This is a genomic window from Peribacillus sp. Bi134, assembly GCF_918698065.1.
Taxonomy (GTDB): Bacteria; Bacillota; Bacilli; order Bacillales; family DSM-1321; genus Peribacillus.
Map to the genome: position 1 here is coordinate 57,315 of NZ_CAKKLN010000014.1, position 13,764 is coordinate 71,078.

12 protein-coding genes are annotated in these 13,764 nt (G+C 40.2%); all 12 read right to left on the reverse strand.

The features are described 5' to 3' along the window. Positions 1 to 11 precede the first annotated feature (11 nt). The 12 genes from LQ188_RS24675 to LQ188_RS24730 all read right to left on the reverse strand — a co-directional run bounded on the left by LQ188_RS24675 (position 12) and on the right by LQ188_RS24730 (position 13,458). On the reverse strand, positions 12 to 1,376 hold the full coding sequence (locus LQ188_RS24675) for an NAD(P)-dependent oxidoreductase (RefSeq protein WP_230178710.1): 1,365 nt from the start codon (positions 1,374 to 1,376) through the stop codon (positions 12 to 14). Positions 1,377 to 2,081: 705 nt separating this feature from the next. Next, positions 2,082 to 3,347, reverse strand: coding sequence for a GTPase HflX (gene hflX, locus LQ188_RS24680; RefSeq protein WP_230178712.1), 1,266 nt, complete (start codon positions 3,345 to 3,347; stop codon positions 2,082 to 2,084). Between the two features lie 70 nt (positions 3,348 to 3,417). Further along, the gene (locus LQ188_RS24685) at positions 3,418 to 3,567 is read right to left on the reverse strand and encodes a hypothetical protein (RefSeq protein ID WP_230178714.1); all 150 of its coding nucleotides are present in this window, start codon (positions 3,565 to 3,567) and stop codon (positions 3,418 to 3,420) included. A gap of 52 nt (positions 3,568 to 3,619) precedes the next feature. Continuing rightward, on the reverse strand, positions 3,620 to 5,743 hold the full coding sequence (locus tag LQ188_RS24690; protein WP_230178716.1) for a heavy metal translocating P-type ATPase: 2,124 nt from the start codon (positions 5,741 to 5,743) through the stop codon (positions 3,620 to 3,622). Further along, entirely contained in the window at positions 5,736 to 6,107 is a 372-nt protein-coding gene (locus LQ188_RS24695) for a metalloregulator ArsR/SmtB family transcription factor (RefSeq protein ID WP_230178717.1), read from the reverse strand. The genes LQ188_RS24690 and LQ188_RS24695 overlap by 8 nt, the downstream gene beginning before the upstream one ends. Positions 6,108 to 6,588: 481 nt before the next feature. Continuing rightward, positions 6,589 to 6,789: a cold-shock protein gene (locus LQ188_RS24700; RefSeq protein WP_034304915.1), complete on the reverse strand. Its 201-nt coding sequence runs from the start codon at positions 6,787 to 6,789 to the stop codon at positions 6,589 to 6,591. 321 nt (positions 6,790 to 7,110) lie between these two features. Further along, on the reverse strand, positions 7,111 to 8,805 hold the full coding sequence (locus tag LQ188_RS24705) for a methyl-accepting chemotaxis protein (protein WP_230178719.1): 1,695 nt from the start codon (positions 8,803 to 8,805) through the stop codon (positions 7,111 to 7,113). Between the two features lie 13 nt (positions 8,806 to 8,818). Beyond that, complete coding sequence (locus LQ188_RS24710; RefSeq protein WP_230178721.1) at positions 8,819 to 9,988, reverse strand: ATP-grasp domain-containing protein; 1,170 nt, start codon at positions 9,986 to 9,988, stop codon at positions 8,819 to 8,821. Between the two features lie 231 nt (positions 9,989 to 10,219). Further along, the gene (locus LQ188_RS24715) at positions 10,220 to 10,720 is read right to left on the reverse strand and encodes a VanZ family protein (protein ID WP_230178723.1); all 501 of its coding nucleotides are present in this window, start codon (positions 10,718 to 10,720) and stop codon (positions 10,220 to 10,222) included. Further along, a complete protein-coding gene (locus LQ188_RS24720; RefSeq protein WP_230178725.1) occupies positions 10,717 to 11,595 on the reverse strand; it encodes a M15 family metallopeptidase in 879 nt (292 codons plus the stop codon). Before LQ188_RS24720 ends, LQ188_RS24715 begins: the two co-directional genes overlap by 4 nt. A gap of 83 nt (positions 11,596 to 11,678) precedes the next feature. Continuing rightward, positions 11,679 to 12,767, reverse strand: coding sequence for a HAMP domain-containing sensor histidine kinase (locus LQ188_RS24725; RefSeq protein WP_230178727.1), 1,089 nt, complete (start codon positions 12,765 to 12,767; stop codon positions 11,679 to 11,681). Beyond that, positions 12,760 to 13,458, reverse strand: coding sequence for a response regulator transcription factor (locus tag LQ188_RS24730; protein WP_230178729.1), 699 nt, complete (start codon positions 13,456 to 13,458; stop codon positions 12,760 to 12,762). The genes LQ188_RS24725 and LQ188_RS24730 overlap by 8 nt, the downstream gene beginning before the upstream one ends. Positions 13,459 to 13,764 lie beyond the last annotated feature (306 nt).

Consider the following 13,764-nt stretch of genomic DNA (forward strand, 5'->3'; position numbering starts at 1 on the left):
TTTCATAGTTATTAAGCAATATCCACCGCTTCGCCCATCAAAATCGAGTCAATTTCATAGGCTGTCTTTTTCCCTTGCTGGGCAGCTGAAACAACCATTGCCTCACCTTGGCCTTTTCCGAAGATCACGTCACCGCACGCAAAGATCTTTTCATGCGATGTCTTATAGGAATCACCATCCAATGTAACGACACCATCATCATGTTCAATGCCAAACTGTTCAATCAATCCTACATACCTGGATTGGCCTATAGCACGAATGACCCCATCGACCGGTATGACGAACTCCGACCCGGGAATTTGGACTGGACGGCGCCGCCCATCTTCCCCTGCCTCGCTAAGCACCATCTTCACGCACTCGATGCCCGTAACCTGACCTCTTTCATCCGAGAGGATCCTGGAGGGCGCAGTCAGCCAGTGAAACCCGACACCTTCTTGTTTGGCAAACTCATATTCAAAATCATAGGCTGTCATTTCCTTTTGGGTACGACGATAAATAATGCTCACCTGTTCGGCGCCCAGGCGTACAGAACAGGTTGCGGCATCGATCGCCGTGTTTCCAGCTCCAATCACCGCCATCTTCTTCCCAATGAATTTATCAGTGATTGCCCCTGTTTTCGTTGCTTTTACGAAATCGATTGCATCATAAACTTCAGCCAAATCCTCCCCTTCAATTCCAAGCTTAGGGACATCGGACATGCCGATAGCTAAAATGACCGCATCATAGTCGGCAGTCAGCTGGTTTGCGGAAACATCCACTCCGACCCGTGTATTCGTTTTAATATCAACATCCAAACTCTTTACTTGTTCAACTTCCCAATAAGAAATGCTCTGAGGCAAACGGAACGATACAATCCCGTAAGTATTTAATCCGCCTGGATTCTTTTCAGCTTCGAAAATGGTTACACTGTAGCCAAGCAAGGCTAACTCCCTTGCTGCAGACAAACCCGCGGGACCGCTTCCTACAATGGCAACTTTTTTGCCATTCTTCTTCCCGGCCTTGAATAGGGCTTGTTTATTTTGGATGGCCCAATCTGTGGAATAACGCTGGAGATTGCCAATCATGATTGGCTTTGTAGAGTGGTTCAGGACACATGCTCCCTCACATAACTCTTCAGTCGGACATACCCGAGCACAGCTGGCACCGACAGGATTGGCAGTCATGATCGTTTTGGCCGACCCTTTAAAATTACCTGAAGCTATCTTCTTAATAAAACCTGGAATATCTATTCCCGTCGGACAGGCTTGGATACATGGGGCATCATAGCAGTATAAACATCGATTCGATTCTTCCAAAGCTTCCCTTGGGGATAAACCCCTCTCCGCTTCCTGAAAGTTAATCTCTAGACCACCTTTTAACGGGCTCGTCATACTCATCCACTATTTCTCCTTCCAAACATTTATTTTTGAAAAATAAAAAGGGAGGAATTGCATGCATTTCTCTCTACTGTCCTCATATTTAAACGATTGAAATGATTGCCAACATGGTTTCCGTCAATTTATTCAACTAACAAGTCATAGCGATTTCCCAGCCAAAATTCTCTCGTTTTGTTTATTATTTTCTATCATTCTCTCACTGGTCACTCCTCTATCCCTGCTTCCTTCTAACACAAAAAGCCCCCCCTACTAATCTTAAAAAATCAAAACCTGATGATAAATCAGAGAATTGAGTATTCTTTATTTTATAATGTTGAAAAGCAAGTTACATTATACAAAGTGTAAAGTATTTCCAGATGCTAGATATGCAATATGTAATATTCATGTTATATTTCCTAACAATAAATGATAAACATCGTCATTTTTCTACATTCAAACTTACGTTTCATCATACTTCCTGATATTATTTGGATGATTTGTTCCAAAACCTACTTATCAACACTTTGTCCACATAAAAAAAAGCCCAGAAACTCAATTCAAGGTTTACTGGGTCTTTTCACTTTTATCCACAACTTATTCACATATTATATGGCAATATTCTCTTTGTTTTTGCGGAACAGAAGCATTTTAACAAAAGTTATCCACATATGGAAATCAACTTTTCCACTTATCAACAAACCGTTAACAATTTATCAACAGGCAGGCTCATTCCGGATGAATAACGTATCGTTTATATTTCTCATAATCCGTTTTCTTGCACTCAAGCTTTATTCGATATCCATTTGCCTCATATTCAGTTTCCGTTATGTGACCATTTTCATTGAAATAGGAAACCAGCTGCCCTTGATCATATGGAATCAGCATTTCACAGTGAGTATAGTCGACAAAAATACGCTGGCGAATTTGTTCGATCAGTTCCTCGATGCCGACTTTGTTTTTTGCTGACATATATACAGAGTCACGATTCACCTTAGGGATTTCCAAATCGGTAAGGTCCGCTTTGTTATAGGCAAAAATCGTCGGAATCCCTTTAATGCCTATCTCATTTAAAGTCTTATCCGTTATCTCTATTTGCTGCTCATGATTTGGATTGGAAAAGTCGACAACATGGATCAACAGATCCGCTTCCACCACTTCTTCTAGTGTTGATCGGAATGCTTTTACGAGATGATGGGGCAATTTAGACACAAATCCCACCGTATCAGTCAATAAAAATTCTTTATTATCCGGCAGCGGAATGTTTCGGACGGATGTTTCAAGCGTAGCGAACAGCATATCCTTCTCAAACACCTGCTTCTCTGCTGTTGGATGGAACATTTCGATCAAAGCATTCATGATCGAAGATTTACCTGCATTGGTATAACCGACCAAGGATACGACAGGGATTGCATTCTTTTTCCGCTGTTTCCTCTGCGTTTGCCGGTGTGCAACAAGGTCTTCCAGTTCCTTATTCAATACACTTATATTTTCCTCGATTCTCCTGCGGTCAAGCTCCAACTGCTTTTCACCTGCACCCTTGTTTGTACCGACCCCGCCACTCTGACGCCCTAATGACTCCCTCAAACCTACAAGACGCGGGAGCATATACTGCAGCTTCGCCACTTCTACCTGAAGCTGTGCTTCCTTCGTTTTCGCCCGATGCGCGAAGATGTCCAGAATCAAGATTGTCCGGTCAATCACCTTGCAATCCATGTCCCTCTCCAGATTACGAAGTTGCGAAGGGGAGAGCTGATCATTAAAAATGACGACATTAGCTTCTTTATACTCAACGAGATTTTTTACTTCCTCGATTTTCCCGGTACCGATAAAATGTGATGAGTTCACCCGATGCAAATTTTGTGTGATGGTCCCTGCAACCTCTACCTCACATGCTTCCGTTAAATTGGCCAATTCCTCCATCGAATACTCAAAATCCCTTGAACCGTTGAGATTAACTCCAACCAAGATAGCCCTTTGCTGTATTTCCATCATTTCAAATCCTTTCCGTACATACCTTACTCCCTATATTATACTTAAACAAACCTATCATGCTGCCTAAAAGTCAGCCACATTGTAGCATACCAGACATCGCCTTCATAACGATTGCTGCCAAAGCAATATTTTTCATTGAACCTCCTTTTACTTTCAACAAAAAAATAAGAGGACCGACTGCTTTTTTCAAAGTTTCACATGAAACAATTGGAAAGTTCATAAATAAAAGCTCCCTGGTGCACCTTAAGATGCGCCAGGGAGCTTTTATTATTCTATTCTTTTATTCTCAACAACCTAAGACTGTTCAAGGTCACTAATAACGTCGCACCCATGTCGGCAAAAATCGCCATCCAAAGTGTTAACCAGCCCGGCGCTATCAATAATAAGGCCAGGATTTTAATCACCAATGAAAACGTGATGTTCTGCTTTATGATTTTTAATGTTTTGCGGCTTAAGCGGATTGTATAAGGCAGCTTCGATAAGTCATCACCCATTAAGGCGATATCGGCAGTTTCAAGGGCCGTATCCGTGCCCGCCCCGCCCATTGCAATTCCTACCGTGGAAGCTGCCAAGGCCGGAGCATCATTGACACCATCGCCTACCATGGCCACTCGATCATATTTTTGTTTCCATCGTTTGATCATGTTCAATTTATCCTGCGGCAATAGCTCCGCCTCAATCTCATGAACGCCAGCTGCCGCTCCAATTGCTTTAGCTGTTCCGATATTATCGCCAGTCAGCATGATCGTTTTTTCAATGCCCAATTCATGCAGTTTCCGAATCGCTTCCTTACTGCTTTCCCTTATTTCATCTGACACTGCGATCAGTGCCAGCAGCTTTACTTGATCACCAAGCACCATTACCGTTTTCCCTGTATTTTGAAAGCCGCTGATTAATTTAAGCACATCCTCAGAGAACACTATACCTGGCTCTTCTTCAAAAAGATGGGGCTTACCAATGTAATAGATTTCTTGATTGATTTTCCCCTTTATGCCTTTACCGGTGATAGCAGTAAAATCCTCTACCAATAAAGAATGATAGTCCACATCGTGGTTTTCCGCCTTTTGAAGAATGGCCGTGGCAAGGGGGTGCTGTGATCTGCTTTCTAAAGCAGCAGCGATAGCCAGCACATCCTGTTCATTCAACACATCAGATAACAACTTGAAATCAGTCACTTCAGGTACGCCCTTTGTTAAAGTACCCGTTTTGTCAAACGCGATCGCCTTTAAGGCTCCTGCTTCCTCCAAATGGACCCCGCCTTTAATCAGCACACCATGTTTCGCAGCATTTCCGATAGCTGTCACGATGGCGATGGGAGTGGAAATGACCAAAGCACAAGGACAGCCGACAACCAGTACAGCCAATCCCCGGTAAATCCATTCACTCCAATCCCCGTTCATCACAATCGGGGGTAATACGGCAATGGCCAAGGCAATGAGCATGATGGCCGGCGTATAGAATTTTGCGAATTTATCCACGAAGGCTTGGGATGGGGCTTTTTCGGCCTGTGCTTCTTCAACAAGATGGATGATTTTTGCAATCGTCGTATCCTCGACTCGCTTCGTGACCTCCACTTCGAGCAGCCCTTCACCATTTAAGGTTCCGGCAAACACTTCACCCTCAACCGTTTTAAAAACCGGCTCGGATTCCCCAGTAATGGCTGCTTGATTAAGTGTCGAGGCCCCTTTCATGATCCGGCCATCCATTGCAAGCTTTTGACCCGGTTTAACGATCATGATGTCGCCCACTTCAATCTCATCAACCCCAACCATCATTTCGTGATGCCCTCTAAGGATCAAGGCTTCTTTAGGTGCGATGTTCATTAATGATTCGATGGAATTACGTGCTTTATCCATCGAATATTTTTCCAATGCTTCACTTATCGCAAATAGAATGACGACGGTAGCGCCCTCGCCCCATTCACCAAGCACGGCCGCTCCGATGATGGCAACCGTCATAAGGGTGTGCATATCAAAGCGAAGCCTTACAAGGTTTTTCAATCCATTGAAAAATAATGAATATCCTCCAACTATGATCGCAGCTGCATAACCGATTACCGGCATGATGCTTCCATCAGCATATCGATTATCCAATATCCAGCTGATCAGCAATAGGATAACCGAAAACACCACTTTAATATTTTCTTTTTGCTTCCAAAATGGTTCCTTTTGCGTTACCTGTTCCTGTTCACCGCGGATCTTCAGGTTATCAAAGGCTCCCGCCTTTTCAATCTCTTCAATGGTTGCGCTGCCCTGTACCGAAATCTTCGACGCCCCAAAGTTGATTTTGGCATCATTCACACCCTCTAGTTCACGGACATTGTTCTCAAATTTAGCCGCACAATTCGTGCAGGATAGACCCTGGATACGATATGTTTTCATTGGGGACTCAGCCATCGACCCTTACCTCCTGCTGATGTTCTAACGCAATCAGAATCAATTGCTTTATATGGTGATCATCTAAAGAATAAAAAGCCAGCTTTCCTTCTTTTCGGTATTTTACGATTGCGTGTTTATAAAGGGTCCGAAGATGATGTGACGTTGTTGCCATCGAAGCACCAATGATATTGGCCAGATCGCACACACACAATTCCTCGTCCGTGCAGAGTGCATAAGCTATCTTCGCCCTATTTTCATCGCCTATAACTTTAAACAGCTTCGACATGCTGGATATATCCACCTGGCCCATTTCTACTTGAATGCGGTTAACCTTCACTTCATCATGCAGGTGAACATCACATATATCTTTCAGTTCCGCCATCTTCTCACACCTCTCATTCAAATATTCGTTTGATTATAATATAACACAATTCCCTGAATATTCAAATCTATGTTTGAATGTATAAGAATCTTTTCTCCTTCCCAAAGTTAATGAAAGTGCCCTTATGTCTTTATATGTGGGCCATCGTTTTTTTGTTTCACATCGGAGTGGCTCCCCTGGAATTTTGCTGAGATGTCCCCTTTCCTATATTCAGGCAAAAAAAAGAAGCGGCATAAATTCCTTTACCCCCTTCAATCCAATGATTTCAGTAATTACCTATCGGTACCTTGATAAGTATAATATATTTAATTTAGTATTTTTTAGAAAAACTATGATATACTTAGTCAAACCTTTTTAAGCGTTTTACTTTACTTGTACCATTTACCCTGCTCATCGTTGAGCAGGGTTTTTTGTTATGTATTTTCACAAAACAAAAAAAGACAGACCCTATAACAAGGATCCGTCTTTTTTGTTTTTGAAATTATGCTTTTTGAACGTTAGAAGCTTGAGGTCCGCGTTGACCTTGTTCTACTTCAAAAGTAACTTCTTGACCTTCGTCTAAAGATTTGAAACCTTCGCTTTGGATAGCTGAGAAATGTACGAATACGTCGTCTCCGTTTTCGCGTTCGATGAATCCAAAACCTTTTTCTGCGTTAAACCATTTTACTTTACCTTGTTCCATTGTTGTTGCCTCCTAGTGCATCTAAGCACAATGTATTACTATCCTTGCTCTAAGTCATCATCGAAAACGAAAAGTAGTACTTTTAGTATCCTTAGTACCGAACAAAAATAATTAAGACTAAGCATAACATTAAATGGTAGCGATTGCAAATGGTTTGGTTAAACTTTTTTCCAGCAATTTTTAATACTCTCTCAATTCGATGAAAAAATAAGCAGTAACGAAAGTGACTCTATCTATTACACATGAACTCTTACATGCATTCATCCAAACAAAAACCTCTCGTTATAACGAAAGGTTTTTGTAGATGATTACATCAAATATTTATTTTTCGGTAATGAACTTTTCTACCATTTCTTCTAAAATCGCCGATTCATTTGCTAAATCTTGATTTTGCTCCTTCAATCCAGTCATTATGGTACTTTGTTGAATGGCAGCTGCCGAGATTTGCTCCGTCGTTGCGACTCCTTCTTCTGAAATCGCTGCAATTTCCTGAATGGATGCCAGGCTTTCATCCGAAGACTCATTGATTTTTTTCGAATGGGCGGCTAATTGTTCCGTGCCTTTCAGTAATTTCTCTACGGATTCAAATATCTTATTGAAAATCTCGCCATTGTTTTCCACTAAGGAAACACCATTTAATATATCCTGAAAACTCTCATCATTATTTTGGATGACTTTGGCTGTTTGTTCATTAATCCGCATAATGGATTCTGAAATGATATCGATGGATTCATCTGTTTGCACAGCCAATTTTTGCACCTCTTGAGCGACTACGGCAAACCCTCTGCCCGCATCCCCAGCCCGTGCCGCTTCAATGGAAGCATTCAGGGATAGCAGGTTCGTTTGAGAAGCAATCACCCTAATTAGACCAATCACTTCATTTATCTTCACTACATCCTCTTCCAGGCTCACCAAATTGGCTTTATTCGCTTGGCCGTTTTCCATGATTTTATCCATCTGGCCCGTTACATCTTGCACTTGCTTACTTCCTTGTTCAGCAAGTGTATTCGTATGCATCGTAAATTCATTCATTTCATTCGTTTGCTCGTTCATAAAACGGATTGTATCCGATAAGTCACTGATCATATTGGAAATTCGGTCAATATGATGGGCACGTTCTTCCGAAGCTTTTGCTTCTTCCGTTGTCCCCGTCACTATCTGGCCATAGGATTCCACCATTTCTTCAAAGGATTGCTGAATGGACACTGTCGTTTGATTCATCGTTTGGGCATGTTCACGGACATTCTGGATAATATGCGCCAAACTTAATCTCATATCTTCAAATCCACTTGACAGATCGCCAATCTCATCCCGTCTGACAACGGGAATCGATTTACTTAAGTCCCCTTTTGCCATTTCATTCGTGTAACCAACAAGTTCATTGACGGGGCCCGAAATCTTTTTCCCGATGACAACGGCGCATAACACACCTAATATAATGGCACTTGCCAGAAATAAGATATTATAGAATATCATTGTACTTTTCAATTCATCAATGAATTTTGCATCCATATCGATTCCTACAATCGCATCCGTTCCATCGATTGGCGTAAAGTATGACTTGTGTGTACCCCACTTATCTTTATATATTTCACTTAATACATCTTTTTTTCCATCTATCGATTTTGCCTGTTCCGGCGTGAAGGGGGATTCCACCATGTAGTCCTCGCTGCCGTTCAGGGCTACGATCATGTCGGCATCGTTCTCCCGCTTCAAAACATAAACATATTCGATTCCCTTTTTATCTTTAACAAAGGCATCCAACTCACGCTTAATCTCTTCTCCCCGTACCGAAGCCTTGTTTATCAAAGTGGGATTGAGGCTTGCTGCCAAACTGTGGGCATTTTCAGAAAGACGATCATCGAATTGCGGAAGGACATTCTCATTGATCATTTTATTAGTAATATAGGAAAAGCAAAGGCCCATGGCCCCTGCGAAAAGTACGAAAGGAATAATATAAAACAAGAATAGTTTTGCCAATAGAGATTTTTTAGGATTCAGCTTTGAAAATCTCATTTCCATGTCCCCCTTAGTTGAAAACCAGGTGTTTTATAGTCAAATATGGTATTAAATCCAAATGAAGCAATCGGAGATTTTTATTCAAATCCTCACTTCTATAAAAGATGATGGCCATGCTCCGGTCATTTGGGAAAGGAAGCTGCCTATATTCCAAAACATGTTCGAATTCATGACGAAGTCCTTCATGATCAATACGCGCAACATCTTCCAGATTTATTTCCAGTGGAACCTCTGCAAAGAAAAAGCTATATATATGATCGTCCATCTCTTCCAATATCCGATTCCAATCCGGTTTCGTTCCAGAAAAATAGTGTTCATACATATTCATTCCATAGGCATGGTAACCTAGATCCGTTGTACCCGCCCCGGCAAAACGCAAGGGATTGATTTCGATGGGTATCACCCGATTTCCTTTTTTGCGAATTTCAAAGTGTACCGGGTAATTCCTTAGTGGAAGGACCGTTTGGATATTCCTCATGAACTTCAGTGCATCATGATAGATTTCATTAATGGCCAACTTCGAAGTATAATAAATTCGATCGGAAGTATCGTAATCATCCCTGAATAGTCGCTTAAAGACATTCAAAATGACCGGTTCACCATCTTGATTGTAATAACCATCAATCGCATACTCTTCACCCTGAATCCACTCTTCTATTAAAACGGACTGGGAACCGATCACCTCTGAATCATATAATCCATCCGAATGAAGTAAATCCGCTTTAAGCTGGTTCACGGCTATATCCCAATCCTGCTCATTCTTGACTTTGTGCACCCCTACACTTGAATAGCCAATATTGGGTTTGATAACTACCGGAAACGGTATTTGATTTTTATCCAGGTCACTTATAATGGATAAATCAATATCTTGGAAATAGAAATCAGGATATAAAGATTTCGTTAAATTTCGTACCTGACTCTTATCCTTCAATAACTTTGACCAAATGTATTCATTGCTATTCGGTTGATAATGCCCTAATAATGTTATGCCATTTTCAGAGTTTGTAAGAATTCTTTTGTCCATTTCCATGGACTTGAAAAATTCTGTATCCTTTTGAATGTTTAGCTTTTCTGATGTTAATGTGTCTCCCCATTGCCCTTGTTCCAGCACTGGAATCTGCTTTTCCTCTAACACCTTTAGAAGAATTGGCGACACAATGGACTCATTCAAAATAATCATTTTTTCCACCTAACTTATACTGTTTTTTGTATCTCCATATTTAATCGGTTAAAACCGGTAAGTTTTTAGCTTATATAGGTATTTATTATTAAAAACAAAATATCACTATATCTTTTTACCTATTCGATATAAGTTGAAAATTATTTGAGGACAAGGGAAAAGCCCGGATCTAGCCCCGGGCTCTCTTTTTTCCTATGCTCATGTTAAAGGAACTCCTTCATTCTTGTACATCTACAATAATACTTGATGGTTTTTCGATTTGATGTTTAACTTGAATAGGGCATACCCTAGCATTCCGCCAAACGTATTTAATAGAAGATCATCCACATCAAAGATGCCGATATTAAAGACAGCCTGAGCGACTTCGAAACAAAGACTTACTATAATGGAAATACAGCATGCCCTCTTTAGATTTATATATCCCTTACCAATAACGAGGGGTAGAAATATACCAAAAGGAATGAATAATGCGATGTTTCCTAGCAAATTGAATATATTGTGATATGTACTATTTTGGACAGCAGTCACTATTTCATTAAGCGGCATTAAATTACCGAACAATAATAATCTATCCTTCATATTTGCTGGGTTTTTTAGATTACTTTGAAGCTGTTCCAGAAGAAAAGTTATATCAATATGGCCAAACTTAAATAAAATGACTTTGATTAGCAAAAATATATAACTAGCAAACAAAGCTGGAATAATGATATCCTGTATTATTATTTTCTTCATTTCTCTTGCCCATCACGTGGATGCACAGAAGAAAAAGCAGTCACGATGACTCCACCCATATTATCTCCAGATACTTCATACGCGTTGGCCTGTACCTTAACCGTCTTTTTTGAGGATACAGGATAATAAGTGACTTCATATTCCACACCCATTATGGTTCCCCCAATTTCCTTTTTCGCTTTTATATAAGTAAGGTATTCTTCCAAAGTAAAATTCTTTTTCTGCATGATTCTACTATGGGGAAGACCAACATAGCGGAAATGCCATGGCTCATATTCAATTCCTGTAATAGCCTTTTTATTTTCCGGATAACGTAAAATAAAACCGTATTTCGAAGCATTCTTTTGCAGCCACCTTCCTTCCGGGGCTTCATTCATACATGATAAGGTGGAACCTATATCAAGTGATAGCCCTAAGTTGTGCTCACTATAACCAGCTGGTAAAGCAAATGCAGACCCCTTTTCTTGATAGAGCTGACTTTGCTCCTCTTCATTCCGATACCCGCTGCTAATCATGAAATGACGGACATTATCTTTTTCAGCTGCACGAACCATTTTCAAGAATTTCTCTGCCACACCCTGTGACAGGCGAATCCTTTCGTCCAACAGACCATATCCATCTATTAGTTCTTTGTGTTGAAATAGATTAACCACATCAGATTTGATCCCTCCCCGTTGTACAGGATGTTCCTTATTGACCAATAACAAATTCCCTTGGTAAACCTGATCCTTAGCTATTTCTAACGTTACACTTTCCTTCGGAACCCTTAGACCATGTCTTTCATCAATAATTTGAAAATCACCGTCAGATTTATATTCGTTTACTTCACGTGCAAACAGCAAAAATAAAACAAACAAAAAAACCCACTTCTTCATGAACAGTCCTCCTTACCTTCTTTCTATAGGTTAGGAAAAATAGTTTAAAAAAAGAGTGGGGTAATAATAAAATTTTTCTTAAATCACTGCGGTAATCGCACTTCAAATAGAGTCTGTATAGAATCGCTTTTAACGGATATCGTTCCATTATGCTGTTCGACAATATTTTTTGCGATGAATAAACCGAGACCTGTGCTTCCATCTTTATGGGACCGCGCCTTATCATTTGTGTAGAACATATCAAAAACATAAGGTAGTTCTTCCTCAGGTATACAAGTTCCATAGTTGATAACTTGCACCACAACCTCCCCTTTATCAGTGAAACCAAGGATATCCACGAACTGTCCATCGTTTCCATAACGTACGGCATTGGTCAATAAGTTTTCGAATACACGTGCCAATAGGTCGCCATCACCTGAAATATCTAAATGCGATGGAAGAGTCAATCTTGCACTCAAGTGGTTTTTTTCGAAGAGTGGATATAGTTCTTCACTTAATTGAATGAGCAATTCACTTAAGTTGAGGGATTTTTTCTCTAATGGAAGCATGCCATAGTTCATTCTGGTTATTTCAAAAAGTTCATCAATAAGTTTCTCTAAACGTTGGGATTTCGTATAAGCAATCTTCGTAAAATGCCTGATTCGTTCTGCAGGTAAATCTTCTTCTCGAAGGATAAAGTCCAAATATCCCAAAACGGAAGTTAGAGGTGTACGTAAATCATGGGCCAAGTTCAGAACCAATTGATCCTTACTGCTTTCTGCAAAATCGCCTCTTTCTACGGCTTCTTGTAATTTCTCACTAGCCCGGTTAATATCTTCCGCTATATCCTGGAACTCATCTTTTGATAAGATGTCGACTCTGCTTTTAAAGTCACCATTTGCGAGATCATTGATTCCATTGGAAATCTTATTAAAGTATGTCGCATAAGGTTTAGTAAGAAAAAAGAAGAATAGTATCGAAAGTGGGATAAAAATGATTAAAAAGAAGTTTAGATCTCCATATATATTCATGATCAAACGCAAACGGAACAATGGATCTTCGACCTTTACATTCGTATGATAATAAAGTTGAAGGCTTTTATATATCAGGAAGGTAATGGTTCCGGCTATCAACATACTCAATGCAAGCAATACAATCATTTTAGCCCGGAAGCTTCGTAACATGTCAGCCATTGAATTTATATCCCACTCCCCAAACTGTCGTAATGAACTTGTTTTTATTTTTATCCTCGCCAAGCTTTTTCCTTAGCGTACGAATATGAACCATGACAGTATTATTGCCCATTTCATAATACGCTTCGCCCCATACATTCTGAAAAATACTTTCCGCACTATATACTTTTTGGGAATGACCGGCTAAGAGAACCAAAATATCGAATTCCTTCGGAGTTAGTTCGATGACTTCATCATATAGTATCACTTTGCGCTGATCCGGATAAATGGTCAAACCGCCGACTTCCAATATAGATTCGTTTTCGTTTGAGGCTTTATTCAACTGCATTGCCCGTCGCAATTGCGCATTCACTCGTGCGACCAATTCCATTGGGTTGAAAGGCTTGGTCATATAATCGTCCGCCCCCATCACCAATCCGGAGATTTTATCCAGATCGGAACTTTTTGCACTAAGAAAAATGATAGGCATTTGATATTTCTCTCTAATTTGACGGGTAACTTCATAACCATTCAACTCCGGCATCATGATATCCAAGATGGCCAAATCTATCTTCTGATCGCTAATAACACGAATGGCCTCTTTCCCATCCGATACCTTGATATAGTTATATCCCTCTTTCTCCAAATGCAAAGCGACCAGGTCAGCAATTTCCACCTCATCATCAGCTATCAATATGGTAATCCGCTTCATCTGTATCTTACTCCCTTTTACATATTCCCATTACTATAATTGTACTCCATTCCATTCCGATATTCCAAATTGCTACTGGTGACCCATTATAACTGATATGCCTTGCCATTAACCATGAATTTCATATACCTTTACCTTCTTAGTCCCCTGAATATTTCAGGCCAATTTTTTTATAGTATCTTAAGAAGAAAAAGCCACACACTACTGATCAGCTTTAACATTTCATATTTTTAAAACTTTTTCATTCAGAGAACAGTGACGGTAGTATTGAAGAAAAATAGAAAGAAAAGGTTCACCAGAATTTTC

Excerpts from the sequence above, each read along its gene's own strand:
- LQ188_RS24675 (WP_230178710.1), bottom strand. The coding sequence starts at position 1,376 with ATGAGTATGACGAGCCCGTTAAAAGGTGGTCTAGAGATTAACTTTCAG.
- hflX (WP_230178712.1), bottom strand. The coding sequence starts at position 3,347 with ATGATGGAAATACAGCAAAGGGCTATCTTGGTTGGAGTTAATCTCAAC.
- LQ188_RS24685 (WP_230178714.1), bottom strand. The coding sequence starts at position 3,567 with ATGAACTTTCCAATTGTTTCATGTGAAACTTTGAAAAAAGCAGTCGGT.
- LQ188_RS24690 (WP_230178716.1), bottom strand. The coding sequence starts at position 5,743 with ATGGCTGAGTCCCCAATGAAAACATATCGTATCCAGGGTCTATCCTGC.
- LQ188_RS24695 (WP_230178717.1), bottom strand. The coding sequence starts at position 6,107 with ATGGCGGAACTGAAAGATATATGTGATGTTCACCTGCATGATGAAGTG.
- LQ188_RS24700 (WP_034304915.1), bottom strand. The coding sequence starts at position 6,789 with ATGGAACAAGGTAAAGTAAAATGGTTTAACGCAGAAAAAGGTTTTGGA.
- LQ188_RS24705 (WP_230178719.1), bottom strand. The coding sequence starts at position 8,805 with ATGAGATTTTCAAAGCTGAATCCTAAAAAATCTCTATTGGCAAAACTA.
- LQ188_RS24710 (WP_230178721.1), bottom strand. The coding sequence starts at position 9,988 with ATGATTATTTTGAATGAGTCCATTGTGTCGCCAATTCTTCTAAAGGTG.
- LQ188_RS24715 (WP_230178723.1), bottom strand. The coding sequence starts at position 10,720 with ATGAAGAAAATAATAATACAGGATATCATTATTCCAGCTTTGTTTGCT.
- LQ188_RS24720 (WP_230178725.1), bottom strand. The coding sequence starts at position 11,595 with ATGAAGAAGTGGGTTTTTTTGTTTGTTTTATTTTTGCTGTTTGCACGT.
- LQ188_RS24725 (WP_230178727.1), bottom strand. The coding sequence starts at position 12,767 with ATGGCTGACATGTTACGAAGCTTCCGGGCTAAAATGATTGTATTGCTT.
- LQ188_RS24730 (WP_230178729.1), bottom strand. The coding sequence starts at position 13,458 with ATGAAGCGGATTACCATATTGATAGCTGATGATGAGGTGGAAATTGCT.